The 21,685-nt window shown below is 38.0% G+C and carries 28 protein-coding genes; all 28 read left to right on the forward strand.

Features of this window, described 5'->3' with window-relative positions:
* The first annotated feature begins 1 nt into the window (after window position 1).
* The 28 genes from BU202_RS01845 to BU202_RS01980 all read left to right on the forward strand — a co-directional run bounded on the left by BU202_RS01845 (window position 2) and on the right by BU202_RS01980 (window position 21,582).
* Complete coding sequence (locus BU202_RS01845; RefSeq protein ID WP_075104110.1) at window positions 2-679, forward strand: winged helix-turn-helix domain-containing protein; 678 nt, start codon at window positions 2-4, stop codon at window positions 677-679.
* A complete protein-coding gene (locus BU202_RS01850; RefSeq protein ID WP_075104111.1) occupies window positions 672-2,324 on the forward strand; it encodes a sensor histidine kinase in 1,653 nt (550 codons plus the stop codon). Before BU202_RS01845 ends, BU202_RS01850 begins: the two co-directional genes overlap by 8 nt.
* A gap of 185 nt (window positions 2,325-2,509) precedes the next feature.
* Window positions 2,510-3,172 (forward strand): DUF443 domain-containing protein, encoded by a 663-nt coding sequence (locus BU202_RS01855; RefSeq protein ID WP_075104112.1) that lies wholly within the window; start codon window positions 2,510-2,512, stop codon window positions 3,170-3,172.
* 4 nt (window positions 3,173-3,176) lie between these two features.
* Window positions 3,177-3,851 (forward strand): DUF443 domain-containing protein, encoded by a 675-nt coding sequence (locus BU202_RS01860; protein WP_075104113.1) that lies wholly within the window; start codon window positions 3,177-3,179, stop codon window positions 3,849-3,851.
* A gap of 15 nt (window positions 3,852-3,866) precedes the next feature.
* Window positions 3,867-4,634: a hypothetical protein gene (locus BU202_RS10330; RefSeq protein WP_083605732.1), complete on the forward strand. Its 768-nt coding sequence runs from the start codon at window positions 3,867-3,869 to the stop codon at window positions 4,632-4,634.
* 240 nt (window positions 4,635-4,874) lie between these two features.
* A complete protein-coding gene (locus tag BU202_RS01870) occupies window positions 4,875-5,576 on the forward strand; it encodes a hypothetical protein (RefSeq protein ID WP_075104114.1) in 702 nt (233 codons plus the stop codon).
* Window positions 5,577-5,619: 43 nt separating this feature from the next.
* Window positions 5,620-5,859 (forward strand): hypothetical protein, encoded by a 240-nt coding sequence (locus tag BU202_RS01875; protein WP_075104115.1) that lies wholly within the window; start codon window positions 5,620-5,622, stop codon window positions 5,857-5,859.
* Between the two features lie 40 nt (window positions 5,860-5,899).
* Window positions 5,900-6,556, forward strand: coding sequence for a hypothetical protein (locus BU202_RS01880; RefSeq protein WP_075104116.1), 657 nt, complete (start codon window positions 5,900-5,902; stop codon window positions 6,554-6,556).
* A 112-nt stretch (window positions 6,557-6,668) separates the two neighbouring features.
* The gene (locus BU202_RS01885) at window positions 6,669-7,100 is read left to right on the forward strand and encodes a hypothetical protein (protein ID WP_075104117.1); all 432 of its coding nucleotides are present in this window, start codon (window positions 6,669-6,671) and stop codon (window positions 7,098-7,100) included.
* Between the two features lie 93 nt (window positions 7,101-7,193).
* Window positions 7,194-7,589 (forward strand): DUF1310 family protein, encoded by a 396-nt coding sequence (locus tag BU202_RS01890; protein ID WP_075104118.1) that lies wholly within the window; start codon window positions 7,194-7,196, stop codon window positions 7,587-7,589.
* 93 nt (window positions 7,590-7,682) lie between these two features.
* Entirely contained in the window at window positions 7,683-8,081 is a 399-nt protein-coding gene (locus BU202_RS01895; RefSeq protein ID WP_075104119.1) for a DUF1310 family protein, read from the forward strand.
* Between the two features lie 82 nt (window positions 8,082-8,163).
* A complete protein-coding gene (locus tag BU202_RS01900; RefSeq protein ID WP_075104120.1) occupies window positions 8,164-8,550 on the forward strand; it encodes a hypothetical protein in 387 nt (128 codons plus the stop codon).
* Between the two features lie 258 nt (window positions 8,551-8,808).
* Window positions 8,809-9,231 (forward strand): hypothetical protein, encoded by a 423-nt coding sequence (locus BU202_RS01905; protein ID WP_075104121.1) that lies wholly within the window; start codon window positions 8,809-8,811, stop codon window positions 9,229-9,231.
* Window positions 9,232-9,435: 204 nt separating this feature from the next.
* Window positions 9,436-9,906, forward strand: coding sequence for a hypothetical protein (locus BU202_RS01910; RefSeq protein ID WP_075104122.1), 471 nt, complete (start codon window positions 9,436-9,438; stop codon window positions 9,904-9,906).
* 44 nt (window positions 9,907-9,950) lie between these two features.
* On the forward strand, window positions 9,951-10,319 hold the full coding sequence (locus BU202_RS01915) for a hypothetical protein (RefSeq protein ID WP_075104123.1): 369 nt from the start codon (window positions 9,951-9,953) through the stop codon (window positions 10,317-10,319).
* Window positions 10,320-10,359: 40 nt separating this feature from the next.
* On the forward strand, window positions 10,360-10,731 hold the full coding sequence (locus BU202_RS01920) for a hypothetical protein (protein WP_075104124.1): 372 nt from the start codon (window positions 10,360-10,362) through the stop codon (window positions 10,729-10,731).
* A 93-nt stretch (window positions 10,732-10,824) separates the two neighbouring features.
* Window positions 10,825-11,025, forward strand: a complete 201-nt coding sequence (locus tag BU202_RS01925; protein ID WP_075104125.1) for a hypothetical protein — start codon at window positions 10,825-10,827, stop codon at window positions 11,023-11,025.
* 55 nt (window positions 11,026-11,080) lie between these two features.
* A complete protein-coding gene (locus tag BU202_RS01930) occupies window positions 11,081-11,272 on the forward strand; it encodes a hypothetical protein (RefSeq protein ID WP_075104126.1) in 192 nt (63 codons plus the stop codon).
* A 166-nt stretch (window positions 11,273-11,438) separates the two neighbouring features.
* Entirely contained in the window at window positions 11,439-12,062 is a 624-nt protein-coding gene (nth, locus tag BU202_RS01935) for an endonuclease III (protein WP_075104127.1), read from the forward strand.
* A 233-nt stretch (window positions 12,063-12,295) separates the two neighbouring features.
* The gene (gene guaC / locus BU202_RS01940; protein ID WP_075104128.1) at window positions 12,296-13,279 is read left to right on the forward strand and encodes a GMP reductase; all 984 of its coding nucleotides are present in this window, start codon (window positions 12,296-12,298) and stop codon (window positions 13,277-13,279) included.
* A 211-nt stretch (window positions 13,280-13,490) separates the two neighbouring features.
* The gene (locus BU202_RS01945) at window positions 13,491-14,840 is read left to right on the forward strand and encodes an MATE family efflux transporter (protein ID WP_075104129.1); all 1,350 of its coding nucleotides are present in this window, start codon (window positions 13,491-13,493) and stop codon (window positions 14,838-14,840) included.
* A gap of 120 nt (window positions 14,841-14,960) precedes the next feature.
* Window positions 14,961-15,614, forward strand: coding sequence for a hypothetical protein (locus BU202_RS01950; RefSeq protein WP_075104130.1), 654 nt, complete (start codon window positions 14,961-14,963; stop codon window positions 15,612-15,614).
* A 367-nt stretch (window positions 15,615-15,981) separates the two neighbouring features.
* The gene (locus BU202_RS01955; RefSeq protein WP_075104131.1) at window positions 15,982-16,374 is read left to right on the forward strand and encodes a DUF1310 family protein; all 393 of its coding nucleotides are present in this window, start codon (window positions 15,982-15,984) and stop codon (window positions 16,372-16,374) included.
* 221 nt (window positions 16,375-16,595) lie between these two features.
* Window positions 16,596-17,360, forward strand: a complete 765-nt coding sequence (locus BU202_RS01960) for a hypothetical protein (RefSeq protein ID WP_244149003.1) — start codon at window positions 16,596-16,598, stop codon at window positions 17,358-17,360.
* On the forward strand, window positions 17,353-18,093 hold the full coding sequence (locus BU202_RS01965; RefSeq protein ID WP_075104132.1) for a hypothetical protein: 741 nt from the start codon (window positions 17,353-17,355) through the stop codon (window positions 18,091-18,093). The genes BU202_RS01960 and BU202_RS01965 overlap by 8 nt, the downstream gene beginning before the upstream one ends.
* 829 nt (window positions 18,094-18,922) lie before the next feature.
* Complete coding sequence (locus tag BU202_RS01970; RefSeq protein ID WP_075104133.1) at window positions 18,923-19,798, forward strand: hypothetical protein; 876 nt, start codon at window positions 18,923-18,925, stop codon at window positions 19,796-19,798.
* A 93-nt stretch (window positions 19,799-19,891) separates the two neighbouring features.
* Entirely contained in the window at window positions 19,892-20,773 is an 882-nt protein-coding gene (locus BU202_RS01975; RefSeq protein ID WP_075104134.1) for a hypothetical protein, read from the forward strand.
* A gap of 116 nt (window positions 20,774-20,889) precedes the next feature.
* Window positions 20,890-21,582, forward strand: a complete 693-nt coding sequence (locus tag BU202_RS01980; RefSeq protein WP_083605733.1) for a DUF443 domain-containing protein — start codon at window positions 20,890-20,892, stop codon at window positions 21,580-21,582.
* The last annotated feature ends 103 nt before the right edge of the window (window positions 21,583-21,685 follow it).

Raw genomic sequence — 21,685 nt, forward strand, 5'->3', positions numbered from 1 at the left:
AATGATCTACTGTGTAGAAGATGATGATGACATTCGAGAACTAATGCTCTATAGCCTTAAAACCGCTGGTTTTGAGGCTAAGGGCTTTCCAGAGGCAACTCGTTTTTGGGAGGCCTTGAGAGAGCAGCTCCCAGATTTGATTATCTTAGACGTGATGATGCCTGGTCAGGATGGGGTATCCATCCTCGAAGAATTGCAGAAAAATGCATCGACCCGTCAGGTGCCCGTGATGATGGCGACAGCCAAAGGAACAGAATTTGACAAGGTACAAAGTCTGGATTTAGGGGCAGATGACTACTTGGTCAAGCCTTTTGGAATGATGGAAATGATTTCTCGTATCAAGGCTGTCCTCCGCCGTGTCCAAAAAACGCAAGAAAAAGAGCGCGTGCACTATGGACTCATCGAGCTGGATCTGGCTCGGTATCGGGTAGTTGTTGAGGGGCAGAAGCTAGAGCTGACATTGAAAGAGTTTGAATTGTTGAGGTTGCTCGTTCGAGCGCCGCAGAGAGTCTTTACCAGACAGGAACTGTTGGATAGGGTCTGGGGACAGGATTTTCTCGGAGAAACTCGAACCGTGGATGTTCATATTGGAACCTTACGGCAAAAACTGGGACCTGCTGCTGGCTATATTAAAACTATCAGGGGTGTAGGTTATCTCTTGGAGGTCGAAAATGACTAAGAAAATCTTTCGTGCTATTTTCCTATCGACCATGGGGATTTTTCTTGGGACGGTCCTCCTTATCTTGGGCTATCTCTTCCACTATTTTTCTGACTTACAGTTGGAGCAATTGAGCACCCAGACTAGCCTGATGGCTCAAGCGGTAGAGCAAGATGGCTTTCATTATTTAAGAGAACTCGATAGCAAGGGACTCCGCATCACTTGGATTTCTCCTGACGGTGGGGTTCTCTATGATTCGGAGAAATCAGTAGACCAGCTAGGCAATCATGCAGACCGTGAGGAAGTAAGAGAAGCCAAAGAGCTAGGCATGGGGCACAGTATCCGACAATCAGATACCCTTACCCAGCGCTGGCTCTATTCAGCTCAACGATTGGCAGATGGAACGGTGCTTCGCTTATCCCTATCCCAACAAACGATTTGGGTTTTGTTGGGGCAGTTGATTCCTTGGCTAGGCTTACTTTTTGTCCTGTCCAGCCTAGTGTCGCTCTTTATTGCTAAGAGAATCTCTCACAAGCTATTGGAACCCCTTGAAAAATTGAATCTCGAAAAACCGTTTGAAAATGATGTCTATGTCGAGCTGTCTCCTCTGCTGAAACGCCTGGAGCAGCACCAGACCCAATTGGCAGAAAAGGAAGCCTTACTCCAACAAAAAAGGGAAGAATTTGACACCATCATTTCAAAAATGAAAGAGGGCATGGTCATCGTAGACAAAGAGGGCTACTTGGTTTCTTACAATGGCGCAGCGGGGCAGCTCTTGGAGTTAGACAAATCGAGCATCGGCCACCTCATTCCAGCTTTTTCCCGCCATATAGGACTGAAAGAAATCTTGGAAGCTGGCTTGACCGGTCAAAAAGCCGAGAGAATTTTTGAAGTTGGAGACAGACAAAGCAAGGTGCTCATTCGTCCTATTTGGGCAGAAGCAGAGCAGACAGGTGCCGTCATTCTCTTTTTTGATGTGACAGAGCAACACTATTTAGACAAGCTCCGAAGGGAGTTTACAGCAACAGTCTCCCATGAATTGCGGACCCCTTTGCATATTCTATTTGGCTACTCCGAAATGCTCCAATCAGGCCTTGCTTCTCCAGAAAACGTTCAATTATTTTCTACGAAAATCTATCAAGAGAGCAAACGGATGATTCAACTAGTAGAGGATATGTTACAACTAGCCCAGTTAGATGAGGGAGGAAAAATTCATAAAGAGGTAGTCGATATGACCAGCCTGACCGAGCAGGTATTAACTGGATTAAAGGAAAAAATCAAGCAGAAAGGACTTTCGTTGACCTTGAAAGCTGATACCATTTTCTATAAGGGAAATCCAGCTCTCTTACAATCCATCCTCTACAATCTTTGCGACAATGCAATCAAATACAATAAGGAGCAGGGAAAGATAAGCGTTGAATTGTCACAATATGAGGACACTCTGGTCCTTCAAGTAGCAGATACGGGGGTGGGAATTGCCAAGGCTGACAAGGAACGAATCTTTGAACGCTTCTATCGGGCAGACAAGAGCCGCTCTAAACAGGTGGGAGGAACAGGATTAGGTTTATCCATTGTCAAGTATGCCTTACAAGTCCACGGCGCAAGCATTGAGGTAGATAGCCTCTTAGACCAAGGCACGACCATGACGGTGACCTTCCCTGTTTAACCCCATTTATTTCGCAACAGTTTCATCACCAAAACACTACAGAAAAGATGTCACATTGACAGACCTTCTGTAGTGTTTTATACTATAGTATGAAGGGCTAGTATAGTAGGCATTGGCCGGAGCATGGACGGGCAGTTCACTCTAGGTGGCAATCATTAGAAACAGTGTTTGGGTGGTAAATATTTATGGAGAAGATAATACAGACAAGAGGAAGTTTTCATTTTTTAGAAAGAGATGGGAGACGATTTCTAATTGATAATCGTACTCTAGTCCCTAAGTCATATTTCTGGTTTGCTTTCAAAAAGCAATTGACGGCAGATATGTATGAAATAGACCCGAACGATACGAGGTTTGAGATTCAACATTCGAATACTGGGACAATGACATTTGTGATTATTTCTCAATCGATTGTGAGACTAGCATCAAATGTATTAGAAGATTTATTTATCCAAGTTGGATATAGTAATCAGATTATCTTTAAGTTGTTTATGGTTCTAGTGGCACTAGTGGTCAGTTATCTTATATATATCCTTACATTTCAAAGTGAAAATAAAAACTTCGAAGTATTTTTGACGAATCACCCAAAGCGATTTAGCGTAACATTAGCTACCGATGGAAAGAGAAATTTTGGTCTTGGACCAGTCTTTGTATCCCTGACAATAGGAAGTTTGGCATGGTACTTGTTAGGAGAAGATACTGTTTTGATTTTAGTTGGTTTATTCTCATTTTTAAGCTATGTATTTACTTGGAAAATCTTACCAATTGCTATGGCATATCAGTATCACAAACTTACGATTGAAGAGATTCGTCCAACAGTTCATTCTGAAATACAAAAAATTAGGGGCTAAACGTATGAAAAAACAGGCCGAATTAAGACTAACATTTAGGCAATCAACCATCGGGTGTTACCAAATCGTGGAAGTCTCTGACGGTAGACGATATGTGATGGATACGAGTACGGTCATGCCAAAAACTTTTTTCTGGGGAGCTTTGCCTGCGGAGGTAAGTGCTGATATAGTTGAATTGCGCTATGATAATCACGAATTTGAATTGCCATTGAGACCACCGATGGATACGACTTTAGCTGCGGTTATGGCGCAACCGATTGTAAAGATTCTTGATGGTCTATTTAGAAGTGTGTTTGGAAATTATAATCTTAGTCAGCAAGTCCTTGTAAAATTAATTCTCTTTATACTGTCTATGGTTATAGCATACCTTGTTGTTTTATACTCTTTAAAGCGGGCGCATCAAAGAGCTTCAGCGAAACTACCTAAAGATGTTAAGCATAAGCGGATGATTTTTAAGACAAATGGGAAACGGGATTATACTGGCTACTTTGCTTTAGTTTTAAATCTTATCTGTCTAGCATTCTATTTAGGAATAAATGATGGCGCAGAAGGAGGGCTACTAGTGGTCAATGGCCTCATTTCATTACTGACTTTTATAATATGCAGAGCAATGTTGCCGATATCAGCTGAATATCGTAGAGAAGTTTTACTATTTGATAAAATAATAGATGTGGAATAAAGAAAGTGGAAGCGAATGAAAAATAAAATAAAAAAGATGAGTCCAATAAAAGTGGAGAAATGTTATCGAACGAGTCGTCTTGTATTTGTGATAATGTCACTATCGTTATTAATAGCTACGGTGTATTTTGGAGTACAAAAATTAGATTTTATCATGTATATTTCGTTTTTTCTCGCATGTGTGCTAGTCATTCTTTATCCATTATATTTATGGCAGTTTCTACAAGGCTTACTGTGTATGGCGACAGAAGAACTAGACCCTTTGCGAGCAATCCAGAGTATGTCTAACATAAAAGCAGATAAAGGAGATTGGGCCTTTATCAATTATTCCTATCTTTACTTGATACTTGGTGAATTTGGACGCTCTCATGATTACCTTGCTCGCATAAAAGTAAAAAAACTACAGGGAAAATATCTTGTTTCTTTCTGGTTTATCAGTAATTTCCTTAGTATTTTGCAAGGTCAAGAACTAGATAGTGATGTTTTTCGACAAAAAATGGAATCAGGGAAATTCCGAACTACTAGAGAGAAATCACTTGCTCATGAAAAATTCCAAGTTCTCCAAGCTATTTCAGATATTGAATCTGGTCAGGTCAACTCTTACTTTGAGACAGCAGAAGCAAAGAATAATTTGGATAAGCTGATATATCAATTTTACCAAGCCAAAAATCAAGTGTTGCTTGGAAATGCGGATAAGGCCAAAGAACTTTTTGCGACAGTAGCACATTCCAATAATGACATTTATTTTGTCCAAAAGGCTAGGGAGTATCTGAAAGAGAAGTAAAGAGAGATAATATTTACTAAGTAGGTATAGGAGGTGCAAAGGCTGGAGCGGCGGGATACCTATACCAATTGTTGGAACGGTATCTGGAGCTGTAACAGGAGCGGCAATTGGAACATTAATTGGAGCTGGGGTAGGTATTGGAATATCTGTAGTGATGGATATGGATTTTGATTTTCTGAAGAATAAATCCATCAATGATTGGGCAAAAGATGGTTTAACAACCTTACTAGGAGGAAATTGATGGTAAAGAATAAATCAATGAAGAAACAAAATAAAGAACGCTACCATGGACCTTTGATTACCAATGGAGTTCAATTAAGCTATATCAAGGTCTATCCATGGATAAATTTACCTCCCTGTATCTTCCTATATTTTGCAGCTGGTTTTGGAGATACTATTGGATTCATTAAAGGAGTTTTAGGGATTTGCATACTGATTAATCTAATCAGCGTTGCTTGTTCATTATTTATGAAGTGGTTAAAGATTAGCACTCAGCTTATTTATTTCTTAATAGCCCTCTTTGTAACCACCACACTTATTTGGACTGATTTTTTAGGATTACTAATGGTAGTTGCAAACGGCCAATCCATTAGTGCTAACTCATTTTACCAATCACGGCTAGCTTTTATTTATAGTTTCCTACTAACAATTTTATTTGTCGCAATGCTCTTTGTTTACAGCTATTTCTACCGCAGGGATAGCAGGACAAATGGCGCTTATCGTAGCAAGGAAGCTAAGTTCAACAGTTGGGATAACCCTTTGTTTAAACGAATCCCGAGTAACTTTTGGCTTATTTTCGGGCTTGTCTTTACTGTCCCGTCCCTTCTAACAGGACATCTTCAAAATCTTTTTGGTTTCGTTCTAGGGATTTTACTGACCGTAACCTTCCCCGCAGTGATTGTGGATGCTGTCTATGCGGCTATCTATGAAAGGAAGAGTTGACCATGATTAGTGAAAATATTTTTAAAATATAAACAGGTGACATATGGAACTAAAAAAGAGAAAACTGAGCATTTTACAATTAATAGGTTATGAAGAAGAATTACCTTTTAAATTATCTTGGGAAAATCTTTGTCTATTAATCTATGAATTGGGTCAAAAATTTATGGTTGATATGATAGATATTGTTTATTTTGATGGTCCAGTATATTTTAAAATGTATCCTTTTGCGACAGCAGTACCTAGTAAGACACTAATCTTTTCTACTTTTGGTATTATAGAATAGTCGTGAGCATAATAGTAGGATAAGTACAGGTTGGTGAGAGATGTTTTTTAGAAAAGTCATTTATATGGGCGAATGTGGCGAGGGGGCAGTCTACTTTGACACGGAGCGGAATCTGGCTCTTGTTGCCCCTCAAAGTAAGTTGCTGAATACGGCGGGTACAGAAAAGACCAATCTCTTGATTCCGGGCTTGATTACCTTAGGATTTGGTGGAACAGGTTTAACAGTTGCCAATCCCTTTGGTGGCTATTATAGTGAAGCGACGTTTGTGTTTCTGATAATTGCGTGGATAGTGGAGTGTGTTGGACTGATTTGGCTCTTAGAACGCGCTCTTTATAAGAATGTCAAGCATGCTCAACCAACGACACGGCAAAATTTTCGGTCAGCTGTTTATGGTAATCTCTTTTGGAATAACTTTGGGGATAAAAGAGTCACTTTCGGAAAAAAATTAGTTATGTTCATAGTAGTATGTAGTATATTGGCAGCAAACTTAGCATTTGTACCTGCATTACTATATCACGTGATACCAAATATTTTAAATCAAGTATCTATTGATAGTGATATCATTATTTTAAGTATTTGGGGGATAATGCCGGCTATTTTGGTATTATTAGTTTGGCAAAATAACCCTATTCGTTGGCTGAATGTTGTTGAAAAATATCAGAAACGTCAAATTAAGTGGGGCAAGAGTGTGAAATAGCTAGTAAATATTATTTGTTAGCCCGTAGGGTCATCAGACAGATAGAACGGAGTAATACGAACTCAAAATGACAGTTGCGCACTCATCCGATTTCTAAAAGGAGGAAGAAAACATGAAGAAATGGGTGAAAGCTATCTTATTGGTCATTTTTGTAATCGGTGTACTAGTAGGCATTGGCATGAAAAAGGAGACCTTGATTGAGAAGCAACAAAAACGAGAGCTAGAGACTAGTATTGCCAAACTTTTGGTACATGACTATGAAAATGTCAAAGAAATTGAATTTAAGGGCTGGGGCTACTCCAGAGAAACAGGCACATGGGGGACTACTGTTATTGTCAATGCGAATAGTCAAATCAATCTTTCTTTTTCAGGGTTGTCTACTTTAAAAGAAATTTATAGTATAAGATACAATCCTTCAACTTTTAAGTTGAAGGAAAAAGTCAACATAGAGCGACTAGAGCCTATCAAAGATAGAGTGACTGAAATCGAAAGTGTTTCGTTAGATGATATAGAAGTGAAACATTCAATTAAGCTAGGAGAATAATATGTCTATTACTGATGGTAGTTATAATCAAATAGCGAAGCAGGTCTATAATATTGAACCTAGTAAAATAAAGTTTGATAAGAGGAATTTCAGATGAAAAGATGGCAAAAATGGGTACTGGGTATTGTCACAAGCCTAGCAGTAATACTTGGAATTATCTTATTGGAACAAGGATATCAACAAGCGCAACGAAAACAAGAGATGATACAAGTGGTGGAGAGTGAGGAAGTAAAAGAGGTGATAGAAGAGGGGTTAAAAAATTTAGATTCCAAGGCTTTGACAAAGGAAGGAATGATACAGTCCTATAGAGTAGACAGCAAATCTATTAAACAGAATCCGATGGGAGGAATCATGTTTACAGTATATGTGAATCATAGTTCGGAATTATATGTTTATTATAATATTGAAAAAAACGTGAACACTGGGGAGTATAGTTCTTCGGGAGGAGGATATTCAAGTACATTAGATGTTCTGCTGAAGGAGCAATAATGTCTCGAAAATCTAATTCTGAATAGAAAATTCGATTGGAGATGCTTGATACCATCCGAATCAGATACTAGTAAAAGAAATGAGGAATTCTACATGAAAACATGGCAAAAATGGCTACTAGGTATTGTTGCTAGCTTATCCGTAGTCGTTGGAGTAGTAGTCTTGGAACAAGTACATCAACAAGCGCAACGAAAACAAGAGATGATAAAAGTAGTGGAGAGTGAGGAAGTAAAAGAGGTGATAGAAGAGGGGTTAAAAAATTTAGATTCCAAGGCTTTGACAAAGGAAGGAATGATACAATCCTATAGAGTAGACAGCAAATCTATTAAACAGAATCCGATGGGAGGTATCGATGTTTCTGTTTTTATGAATGACGATGAAGAACTTTCCATGTCCTATACATTAAACAAAGATGTGGATTCGGATACATTTCTCCCCGGTGGGGTGATTATTTCTGAAAAACTTGATGATATGATAGATGCTAAGGACTAACTTGTGATGATGGGAATCATCGATGTATGAGGAGTTAGAGGGACTAAAAAACATTTAAAGGAATCGGTAGAAAGTAGGAAAAATGGGAATCACAGATATAACATGGGAAGAGTATGAAACTTTTAAAGAAGTAGCAACCCCAGATAATCTCTATATCCGAGAACATAATGGAAGCTATTACACTGTTTTTGAACTTGGTATTGCTTCTGTTCGCCGTGTTTTTGAGATACAGGCGACTGACTTTAATGAGTATTTATCAGGAAGACATTCTGCGGAGGACTTGCTTTTTAAATCACAAAACGATGCTTGGCCACCTAATGTCTCACAAGAGGAAGCAAATAAGATTTTTTGGCGAAAACATATTGAGGTTTTAAAAAATAATGCCGCAGCACAAAGGCATTTTACCCGTCAAGAGCTAGAAGAATTGTTACCAGAAGGGTCAGAAATTTTATCAAGTAGGGATGATTAATATTAACTAATAGAATTTCTAAGTGCAAATTTGATATAAAGAGCGATAGAATTTATTATATTGTTCTAATAAAATATAATTGCTTTAGTGAAGACTAAGGCAATTTTTGCTATAATAGGATTAGGAGATGTTTTTAAGCCCACACTATTAAAAGATGGTATCAGGGACAGAATCCCTTAGTAGTGGTTTGTGTCGGGCCGATTATGCGATTAGTGAAGCAGCGCAGAACTTCCGATAAAAAATTAGGAGGAAATTAGGATGGGGATTACAGATATAACATGGGAAGAAGTCAGCCAATATGAAGAAGTGAAAGGATATGGACAACAAATTTGGAGAAACAATCATCACTACTTTTTTGTGACCGAGGAGGGAGGAATAGCCTCTCAACTGGTCGTATATGAACTTTCAGAAGAGTTGTTTCAGTTGCTTGAGAGTGGAGAAAAAACTATAGCTGATATTCATTTTAGATTACAAGAGGACCGTTGGCCTCCAACGGAAAAAGAAAGAAGGGAAAGCCGTCGTAAATTTATATTGAAAGGTCTGACTCCTCTGATTGGTAATCCGAAGAGTCAGGAACTATTTACTCATACCGAGCTGGAGACATTAATTCCTTTAGCTGAACAAAGATGGATTGCAGCAAAAGGAAAATTGCCAGATGATTATATTTCGCCATTAAAATAGCTTTGTTCAATTCTTTGTGTCGATTTGAACGTTAGTATTTCAGAGTCTATACTCTGCTATTTCAATATAGGTCATTCGTATTAGAAGATGGTTATACAGGCGATAGGAAAACTCATGCCTTAAATCCTATCCGAGACATGATTCCGATAGAAAAGCAAGAAGTGTTAATAGTTGGGGTGATAATTCACGCAAGGAGAAACTAAAATGGAAGTAAAGAATCAATTAATTCGGAGTATAGAAAATGATTCATTATTAGAATGCTTATTGGGAGGTGAGAACTATTGTATCGAAAGCTCTCCTTATTCTCCTGAAGCTGGTCAAATTGATACAGGTAAAGTAATATCGAAAGGTATTTATCAATTATATCTTGAAAATAAGAATATCAAAAAACTTTTTGAACAGTCACTATGTAAAATGGCTACTTCATCTGATTACGGTCTATACATGTCTTTGAAGTATTTCGCATCACAGTTATTTAAGGAAAAAGGCCGTTTATCACCATTTGAAATAGACAAATCTCACCTAACAGAGGTTATTAAAAGGACTCTTGCAATTAAAGAAACTACAATAAGATCAGATGGAATAGGGGTGGGGATTGTCGGGCATATAGATGCTTGGCCCGAAATTGAAAGGATTCGTCGAGTGATAAAGAGTGAGTATGGTATCCAATTATAGTGTTATGAGATGTTCATAATGGAGATTCTAGTTTTTTATGTAAAATGGATGAGGAAGCAGAACAAATAGCTTTTTCAGCTATAAAAGGCAAGAATAGTTCTGAACCTATAGTTCTTGGAAAATATGATGACGGAGGTCCAACGGCTTATTCGACTATAGCCAAAGAGAGTGGTTCTCAATATTTTGAATTAGATCATTGGGATGATTTAGCTTCCCAGTACTCAAATGATAAAATCTGGAAAATAAATGAAAAGTTTTTAGATATTCAAACGAGTTCTGGTAGAGAAATATACCTTTCACATGATCCTAATATTGACTGGGGACAATCATTTTATGCTAAGGAGCTTCAGTATTTAGTAGACAATGGCTTTACTTTTAGTAAGAAAGGGGATTTATGGCGTGCAGTACGATAGCAACTATTATACAGAAAGAATTTCATGTCTAAAGAAAGGAATGTACCAAGTGTTTGGAGCCTCTGTCTTATTAGTTAAAGAACAGATTGATTTTTCTAAACGGGGTTACTTTAAACTTACGTTCAGATATTTGCCAAGCAATTATATTTTTATTATTGAGAATGAAATTAGATTGTTTAATATTTTTATATATGATGAAGAGGGAGCTAATATATCTTTATATCGGATAGAAGAATATAACAACAATCTTGATGATATGAAAAATATAAATTATGCAATAAATCTATTGTTTAATGTATTGAGAGAAGATAAATTCTTTTTATATCTTAAAAAAGATGGAAAGTATTACAAAAAAACATCGGCTGGAACTTTTGTGATTAAAAACATGCTGGAGGAACTTTATGGTAGATGATCATTATCTAAAATTACGGCAACAGGTTTTAGATTATACTAGCGAACAGATGAGAGAGCAAATAAAGGCTGGCTTGATTTAGTCCTAGGTGTAGTGACCATTGCAGTAGGAGTCTCAGCAATCCTAGCTAGCGGAGGAGCAGCGACTCCCTTGGTTGTAGGTGCTTGGATTGCAGGAAGTGGAACGATTGTCTATGGATTGTCTAATACGATTGAGGCAGGCAATAATATCTATCTTGGCTATACAGGCGATGGGAAAACTCATGCCTTAAATCCTATCCGTAAAAATGAATAAAATCGTTATCAATAGTGAAATCCTAGTTGTCTAAAAACGACTAGGATTTTACCTTTTGAGATTTAAATTAAACAAAGACTATCGTTCTGGGCTCACGGTTAACACATTACCAGAGTTTGATAGTTCTTATGAAAGCGTGAGGTTGGGACCATTTGAAGAGTTTCAAGAAATCAGTAGAGATAATGTTATTGCTAAAAATGCAGAAGTTGATATTTCCAAGGTTAAGGTGATTTATCTAGGAGAATGATAACGGAGTGACAGATGAGATATACTGGGTTATCAAACCAATATACGCAGTCGCACCAATCGTGAACGGGGAAGTGGATAAGTGAAAGACACTCTGTTTTTTCCATTTGTCCTAGCCCTGTGCTATAATAGTAGATAGTGAAAAATGAAAAAAGAAGTGAGAGTATATGGTATTATCAAAAAAACGTGCGCGAAAAGTGATTGAAGAAATCATTGCCCTCTATCCCGATGCTAAGCCTAGTTTGGATTTTCGCAACCATTTTGAATTGTTGGTAGCGGTCATGTTATCTGCTCAAACGACAGATGCGGCTGTCAACAAGGCAACTCCAGCCCTGTTTGCGGCGCTACCGACTCCAGAGAAGATGGCCGCAGCCAGCGAGTCTGAAATTGCAAGCTACATCTCAAGGTTAGGGCTGTATCGCAATAAGGCCAAATTTCTCAAAGAGTGCGCCCAGCAATTGCTCGACAGGCATGCTGGTGTGGTGCCACAGACCAGAGAAGAATTGGAATCCCTGTCAGGAGTGGGGCGTAAGACAGCGAATGTCGTGATGAGTGTCGGTTTTGGCATTCCAGCCTTTGCGGTGGATACCCATGTCGGTCGAATCTGCAAGCACCACGATATTGTTAAAAAATCAGCAACACCTCTTGAAACAGAGAAACGGGTCATGGAAGTGCTCCCGCCAGAATTGTGGCTCAAGGCTCATCAGGCGATGATTTACTTCGGTCGTGAGGTCTGCCATCCCAAGAATCCAGAATGTGCCAACTATCCCCAATTATATGAATTTGATTAAATTTCTTTCATCGCAGTCGTCAGATTGCGATTTTTTGAATTGAAATATATTAAAACCGAATAATATTCATTTGCAACAAAGATAAATTTTAATAATAACGAATATTAAAAAATCATATAGTTTTAAAATTGACAAAATCCAAACGTTTCTGTATAATGAATTAAGGAAACGTCACGAAAGACGTAGCGATGCAAGAGAGCATAGGTAGGTCATTATCTTAAAGGAGAGCTGAAATGCTGAACGAATTCCCTATTTTTGACTATGAAGACATTCAATTGATTCCAAATAAATGTATCATCAAGAGCCGTGCAGAGGCAGATACACAGGTGACCTTGGGAAACCATACCTTTAAATTACCCGTCGTTCCTGCAAACATGCAGACGATTATTGATGAAGAAGTGGCAGAGCAACTGGCAAAAGACGGTTATTTCTACATCATGCACCGTTTTGACGAGGCAGGGCGGATTCCTTTCATCAAACGCATGCATGAGCAAGGCTTGATTGCTTCTATTTCGGTAGGTGTGAAAGACTACGAGTATGACTTTGTCAGCCAGTTGAAAGCTGATGCTCCTGAATACATCACGATTGATATTGCGCATGGTCATGCAGATAGTGTGATTCAAATGATTCAGCACATCAAGAAAGAGTTACCAGAAACCTTTGTCATCGCTGGAAATGTCGGAACGCCAGAAGCTGTTCGTGAATTGGAAAATGCAGGAGCAGACGCGACCAAGGTCGGCATTGGCCCAGGGAAGGTCTGCATCACCAAGGTGAAAACTGGTTTTGGAACAGGCGGTTGGCAGTTGGCTGCCCTACGCTGGTGTGCCAAAGCGGCTCGCAAACCGATTATCGCAGACGGCGGTATCCGTACCCATGGTGATATTGCCAAATCCATTCGCTTTGGTGCTAGCATGGTCATGATTGGCTCGCTCTTTGCAGGCCATATTGAAAGCCCAGGTAAGACCGTTGAAGTGGACGGCGAGCAATTCAAGGAATACTACGGTTCTGCATCTGAATACCAAAAAGGTGCGTACAAAAATGTCGAAGGAAAGAAAATTCTTCTACCAGCCAAGGGTCACTTGAAAGATACCTTGATTGAAATGGAGCAAGACTTGCAAAGCTCGATTTCCTACGCAGGTGGAAAAGACATTTCTAGTTTGAAACATGTAGACTATGTCATCGTGAAAAATTCTATCTGGAATGGCGATGCCCACTAAGATATATAAACCAACCTGCTGGATACGTGTTCGGCAGGTTTTTATATGTAGAAAAGTTAATACAGAAGCATGACAGCAGAGCTAGATAAACCACCCTTGAGAGGGAGGGAGTCCACCAGATATTTTAGTTGACATTTTACTCTTTCTTCCTTAAAATGAAGTGTCAGCACCTCTTAGAGGTGAGAATTTCGGTGAGAGAGTAGGAGTCATTATGTATCAAACAGCGACTTGGAAGGAAAAAGTTTCCTTATTTTTAAAAATTTTTATCCCTCTTTTAGTGTATCAATTTGCTAATTTTTCAGCCAGCTTCATTGACACCATGATGACAGGGCAGTATAGTACGGTAGACCTAGCAGGGGTGTCGATGGCAACCAGCTTATGGAATCCATTTTTTGCCCTCTTGACGGGAATTGTGTCAGCACTTGTCCCGATTATTGGCCAACATTTGGGTCGAGGAAATCAGGAACGGATTCGGCAGGAATTACATCATTTCATCTACTTGGCAATCGGCTTAGCTCTGCTCTTGTTTATACTTGTTTTTGGGGGAGCCGTTCCCGTATTGCGCCTTCTGCATCTTGAAAGAGCTGTCTTTCAGGTAGCCGAGCAATATCTGCTCTATATTTCGATTGGGATTTTACCGCTTTTGTTGTTTAGCGTTTTTCGTTCCTTCTTTGATTCGCTGGGCTTGACGAGATTGTCCATGTATTTGATGCTCTTGATTGTCCCTTTTAACTCCTTTTTCAACTATCTGTTAATCTATGGAAAATGGGGCTTGCCAAGACTGGGAGGAGCAGGGACTGGAATGGGGACTGCTCTAGCTTACTGGGCTGTTTTAGGAGTTGTCATTTGGGTCATGCACCGACATCCGAAGATGAAAGACTACCAGATTTGGAAAATGAGCCGATTTGAGCTTTCCTTTATCACGGAAGACTTGCGGTTGGGCTTACCTATCGGTCTCCAAATCTTTGCGGAAGTCGCAATTTTTGCGGTTGTAGGACTATACATGTCCAAATTCTCCTCACAAGTCATTGCCTCCCATCAGGCTGCGATGAATTTTGCAACGTTACTCTATGCCTTTCCTTTGAGCATTTCTGCGGCCTTACCGATTGTCATTTCCTATGAAATCGGAGCAGGTCGCGATCAGGATGTGAAAGAATACAGCCGTTTGGGGCGCTTGACTGCCATGGGCTTTGCCTCTTTGACCTTGTCGTTTCTCTATTTCTTCCGTCCAATGGTTGCAAGCCTCTATGGCCATGATCCAGCCTTTATTCAGCTGACCTCCCAGTTTCTGACCTATGCTCTCTTTTTCCAGCTGGCAGATGCCTTTACAGCGCCAATACAGGGGATTTTACGGGGCTACAAGGACACCACCATGCCCTTTATCATCGGGCTTGTCTCTTATTGGAGCCTAACCTTCCCTATCGCTTTTTTCCTTGATAGCCGCACTTCGCTAGGACCATTTGCCTATTGGATTGGCCTCGTTGTCGGAATCTTCGTCTGCGGTATCTGTCTGAATCTGCGCTTGAAGATTGTTGCCAAGAGAGCAATGAAACAGTATTAAAATCACTAAATCCTGATGCTTTGGAGCGATCCAAGGCATTTTTTTGGTATAATAGACTCATATTTATTATAGAATAGTCGCTAATGGCATAATAGCAGAATAAGTACAGGTTGGTGAAATATGTTTTTTAGAAAAGTCATTTATATGGGCGAATGTGGTGAGGGTGCTGTGTACTTTGATACGGAGCGGAACCTTGCTTTGGTTGCCCCGCAGAGTATGCTTCTAAATACGGCGGGTGCAGGAAAGACCAATCTGTTGATTCCAGGATTGATTGCCCTAGGATTTGGTGGGACAGGTTTAACAGTTGCTAATCCCTTTGGTGGGCACTATAGTGAAGCGACGCTGGTCTTTCTGATAATTGCTTGGACAGTAGAGTTTTTTGGACTGGTTTGGCTTTTAGAACGAGTCCTTTATAAGAATGTCAAGAGGGCCCAACCTACGACCCGGGAAAACTTTCGGTTGGCTGTTTATGGTAATCTAATTTGGAATAACTTTGGGGATAAAAGAGCAACAACTGGAAAGAAAATTTGGCTCTCGGTACTTCTTTCTGCAATACTGATAGCCAATATTGGAATCGTTCCTATAGTTTATAAAATGATTTTACCGTTAATTAATAACAGGGAGCAAATAGGCAGTGAAATTATTATGATATCATTAATGGGAACCATGCCATTTTCTTTGGTGCTTCTTGTATGGCAAAATAACCCTATTCGTTGGCTGAATGTTGTTGAAAAATACCAGAAACGTCAAATTAAGTGGGGCAAAAAGACCTAAAAATATCGTAGAAATAAGAGGTATAGTGTTGGTAAATAGTATGAAAATAAACAAAATTCCGTTATATGCCTTAAGCCAAGACTTTTATTTGTTTTATGATACAGATACTCTGCACTTTTACCGTGCCTTGAATCAGTCCATGTATGCCACAAAAAAATAGAAAAGCAGTCTCGCGAAAATATCGCTTTTTCGGAAGAGTTTGCAATTCTTATCCCGCTTGTTTTGTTGTAGATTCACTTTCATGAGTAAAAAAGATTGTAACAGACAGCTGTTGCAGTTTTTTTATGCTTTCAAATTATGCTATAATAGAGAGGAAATAGTGTAGGAAAACCGCAGTTTTCCTATTCATATCGAAACGAGGAAAGAAATGAAAAAAACATGGGTGATGGTTAGTAGTATTTTCGTAGTGCTTGCCTTGATAATCGGTGGGTTTTATATGCAAAAGCAGAGTGAGAGACAATATATGTGGGAAGTAGTACATAGTGAAGAAGCTAAAAAAATTTATGAAGGATATTTATTAAATGTCGATCCAAAAGCGTTCACGATAGATGGAAAGATACAACATTATCAGATACTTGACGAGGAAACTGTTAAGAATCCGATGGGAGGCCTGATTGTTGAACTATCTATAAATCATCAAAAGCTATACAACTTAGAGGTTTTTATCAATAAAGATATTGAAACAGGGGAATTAAAAGGTACGGGTACAATAGCATCACCTGAGTTAGTGGCTTATCTGGGGGTAAGAGAAAAAGAATGAGTGACTTTACAGAAAAAGAACAACAGCAGATTGTTGAAAAGAGTATGACCCAACATTAGCTTTTTGTTTATCTGGAAACGAGGTTGTAAATGAAAAAAACATGGGTGATGGTTAGTAGTATTTTCGTAGTGCTTGCCCTGATAATCGGTGGTTTTTACATGCAAAAGCAGAGTGAACAGTAGAAGCATTCGGTCTAGGTGTATCAATTAGGTGGTGAGTACATGATGGAAATTCAATTACGATTAACAGGTAATTCAGAAGGGTTTGTTTTACAATCAAAATCGCAGATAGATGACAACTGGGTTGATCGGCTTGAAATTGTAGAAAACAAAGAAGGTTACCGTCTACAATCTCCAACAAAAGAAATTCTGGTTTTTAAAATATCTGAAAAAGTTTCCCGAACGGAAAGAATTGTTGCAAGGTCCGTCAAACAAGATATTATTTTTTATGAACGAAAGCAAGTGGACCATTTATGGGAACCAGCTTATTGGCATGGCGGTTTTCGATATGATCAAGATGCCTATGAACTAGAAAGAGTTCCTTCTGGGACAAAAGGAGACATTCTTCCAGTTACTAAAAATCATGATCCTATTGCTGTTTTTGCTGCTGGAAATGTATCTGTAGCAGGTAAGAGAGTTTTTTCCCTTTATACAGAACATTTAGAAGAAGTAGAAAATTTGTTGATACTTTATGTTGTAAACTATATTACGGGAATAAACTTTTTAAATCTTGATTCATTAGCTGTACACTATCGCCTCTTTTATGCTTTTAGTGGTCGCTCTGCCTTGACCAAGGAACATTTGGAAATGCTCCCACCATCTAGGCGCCCCTCCATTATAGAGGCTATGCTTTGGTTGTGCCTGGCTTTTGTCATTATAGGAACAATTAGTTATATTTCCCGCAAGCCTCTAATAATCTTTTTAGGAGGGATGATTGTCTATCACAGTTATATTTTCATTAAAAATTGGAAAGAAAAAGATGAGTAAGAAATATAGTGAACGGGAAAGGAGTATAGCTGGCAGTATGAAAAAAACGATTGGTTTAGCAGTATGCTTTCTCCTTTTTACACTAGGAGGATGTGCCTTAATGGAAACGAAAAATAGCAGACCATATATCGAAAAACAAGTGAGTAATGTAGAAAAGGTTTATCCCACAGAGAATGTTTATGATTTATTCGATACATTTCCAAGTGGATTTCAATTGGTTTATGATAAACTATCAGATAAAGAAGGATATCGCTATTCTGAATCGGTTGAGTTATTTGGCGATTCTTCAAAGAAGTATTTGTCTGGTAAATATGAACGTAGTCGAAAGGAGTTGGCCTCTTCCATCGAAGAGGTCTTAGATACTTTTTCAGTAGAATACACAAAGGATGGACTCATTCGTTCTGACACAAAAGAGAAAATCGCTTTTCCTAAAGAAGGTTTTCTCTTTCAGAATCTGACATTGGACAAATCCGTGTTAGCTTCTCAAACAGTAAACAATTACTCTTACAATGTGAACACGGAAAGCTATTTTATACGATACTCGCCATTTACGTATCCGCAATCTAATATGAGAGATGAGACCATATTAATGATTATGGGGGACGAACCGTATGATAAACATGGTTTTAGTCGCTCTGTTTCGCTAGATGACGGAAATGCTGTTATTATTGAGCGGATTGATGAATATAGTGTATTGAAAAACATTCCTTTATGGGAGAAAGAAAATGAGTGATTTAGTACCTTGTGTAACATTTAGCCTTGATTCCATTCTCATATGACGTTTCTGTATCCCTTGAGGAGTTTGAGGGGACAACATTGCCAAACTAAAAAATGAAAAGCAATGGTACTTTGGAAGAAAATACGAGTGCGAATAGTGAATTGTATCATGTTCAAAAAGCCAAAGAATTTGATGAATTGATAGGCGTAGATAGATGATAAGAAAGGTGTTAATATGTTACTAATGATAGTAGGAGCAGCACAAAATGAAGTGATATACTTAGATTATCGAACGAAAAGTTTTTATAAAGAGACAAAAAAAGTAAATAATATATTTATACAGTTGATGATTCCAATTATAACGGCAGTTCTTTCAGTTTTTTTTTGATAGTTTAGGGCGATCTTCTATCAGTTCAAACACGATAAAAGTAAATATTCTAAAAGCAATCATAACTTATTCCTTCATTTTTATATTCTCTAAGATAGTATTCCATAAAATAAATCAGAAACGAGAACTTAAAAAAATTGAATTCAGTAGTATAGTTGCTGATATTAATACTTATATAAAACAAAGCTTAGGACAAATCATTTTTATGATATTGTTGATGGTGTCCTCTATACTATTTTGTTGTGTATATCTAGTCAGTTCTGATATCAAGGATTTATTTATTTCTAATTTTATATTATTAGCTGCTTATACTATCCATCTTTACTATCACCCATTAAAAAAATTGAACGTATTGAAGAAAATAAAAAGAAGGATATAAAATACTTATCATCTATATTGTCCATCTTATTTTTATTGTAAGATGACGGCTGTAGCTCATTTAGCAAAGGATTACAATATGGAAACTAGAAGTAAGATTTTTGGAGCAACGTTTGAACAATCAAAAAAAGTTGTGAGTAAGAAGATATTGACCGAAGATGGTGCACAAATTGGTTTGATGTCATCTATGTCTTTCTTAAAAAGAATAAAGGCTTTACTGGGAGGTTTGTTTTTAATTGGTCTTCTTTATGCAGTTGGTATTGGCCTTCCCCGTTTTATAATAATGGAGCCACAAGAAACAAGAGTGTTATCGGAATCGACCATCAATTTGATACATTTATTTGGTGTCTATACGACAGGAATTACTGAGAAAATTATTATTTTGTTATTAGCCTTAATAGCTATAAACCTACTTCCAAAACCGAACTATGCCTTCCAAATGGCTTTTGGTAATTTGACATTAATTATCTTAGTTTTGTGCTCGACAACAGCTTTTATCCCTTTTACTATCGGTCTCACAGTAGGAGCCTTTGGTTGGATTGGCTTTGGTCTTCAGCTTTTAGTGTGCATCTATCTCTGGAAGTCTCTGATAATATCAAATATCGTTCAGCTAAAACAACGACTTTACCAAGGAGTGCCAAATGGTAAGGATTGGGGAGAAAGGCTAATGATATTTATCAAGAAATATGGTGGCATTCTCTTACTGCTTTCTGTTGTGAATCGTTGGACTTTCAACTTTGGAGAAATGGTCAAAACTAGACCAGATGTTTTCAGTTTCTTGTATGGTTGGACTTTTCTATTAGTGGCTTTTCTAATGATTTTTACGATGAGCATGACCTTGAAAAATTTTGTAGCGGCCTTTTACTTTTTTAAATACCAAAAAGAATACCGCCAGTTCTTTAAAGTCTCAAATGAACAATGGTATGGCAAATGGCGAGGGCGCAAAATAGATTAGATGATGGCTATGAGTTGGTTAAGAAAGGTGTCGGAAAGTCAGTTAAAGGTACTTGGAATATGATAACCAGTTGCTTTGGCGGAGGAGCGAAATATGCGTAATAAGGGACTATTATCTGCAACGTTTGAACAGTCAACAAAGCTTGTAAAGAAAGCGGAAATCATGAAATATAGTAATGATTTAGTGACGTCAATGAGTTTTTTTAAGAGGCTAATGCTATTTTTACCCATCTTATTTATCTTGAGTTTGATTTATATGATTGGTGTGGTGCTCCCTTTACAGATTGCTTCAGCAGATCAAACGAACCTGAGTATGTTTACGATCAGAATAATTTCCAAAATTGGATTAGCACTATCATCTTGGATAGAAAAATTGTTGATTTTGGAAGGAGTTTTGCTAATAATAAATCTATTTCCTAAAGCAAATTATGCAGTTCAGTTAATGTTTGGTGTTCTGATTTCAATAGTTTTATCGTTAATAGGTGTATTAGGTATTCTCCCTCTTGCTATCGGCCTCACAGTAGGAGCTTTTGGTTGGATTGGCTTTGGTCTTCAGCTTTTAGTGTGCATCTATCTCTGGAAGTCTCTGATAATATCAAATATCGTTCAGCTAAAACAACGACTTTACCAAGGAGTGCCAAATGGTAAGGATTGGGGAGAAAGGTTGATGATATTTATCAAGAAATATGGAGGCATTCTCTTACTGCTTGCTATTGTCAATCGTTGGACTTTCAACTTTGGAGAAATGGTCAAAACTAGACCAGATATTTTCAGTTTCTTGTACGGCTGGGCTTTTCTATTAGTGGCTTCTCTAATGATTTTTATGATGAGTATGACCTTGAAAAACTTTGTAGCGGCCTTTTACTTTTTTAAATACCAAAAAGAATACCGCCAGTTCTTTAAAGTCTCGAATGAACAATGGTATGGCAAATGGCGAGGAAAAAAGATGGATAAAAAGAAACACAAGGAGAGGTGATGGATACTATTCAATTACCAAATCGCTTGTTGGCCGGTATCAGCAAAATAGAGAGAAGGCAGATTCATAAATAGGGGGTAATATATGAACATTCAAGATAATATGATTAAGGAGGTATGATGGACGGCTTTCATTTTTCGTATGCGAATTTTCGCTATCTCGTATTTCAGCTTGATGGACAATATTATTTGTTGGATAGGCAACCCAATCATCTTATTGCCTACTTGTTTATGCCTTTGACCTGGTTTTTCTATCAAAGAGTTTATCCGCTTACAAATGAAGACTATTTGAATATAAGGCAGAAAAATGATGTAATGAAGCAGTTTGTGATTCCTTCTGCTTTAGGAGTAGGCGCATCGGTGTTTGTAGGGAATTGGCTTCGGATTCATCATGTCTCTAAATATTTCGAAACAGATTTTTCTGTGATGTTTAAGATTATTTTGTTGCTTCTGGCCATGGCTATATCTTCTATGTTGGCGTGGTTGGTGTACAATTCTAGGAAACGGAGCATAGCCTCCTTAACTCATGTGAATCTAACACAGCCACTCTACTATAAACTTAGACCTTCCAGAATCAGTTCTAAAATGATTGGTACTTATATGGCTTATCTTCTTGTTATTGTTGGGATGGCTAGTATGTCTCTTGTAGCTTTTATTTGTTCAGGAAATTTAGTCTTTTTACTCATTACTATCTTGATGGTATTTTTACATTTCATGGCAGTAAACCTTGCTTATAGTACGGATATTGGCTATTCTTATAAAGTAGTGGATCGTTTGGAAACAACAGATAAGAATAGGATGTTACACTAAGATAAATACTATTACTTAGGGTCGGCACATGGGGCTTTCTCTACAAAAGAAAAATGGCAATATCAGATAGTTGATGTCTTGCCAAATCAGAAAAGAATGCTTG

It is taken from the genome of Streptococcus cuniculi, assembly GCF_001921845.1.
Lineage (GTDB): Bacteria > Bacillota > Bacilli > Lactobacillales > Streptococcaceae > Streptococcus > Streptococcus cuniculi.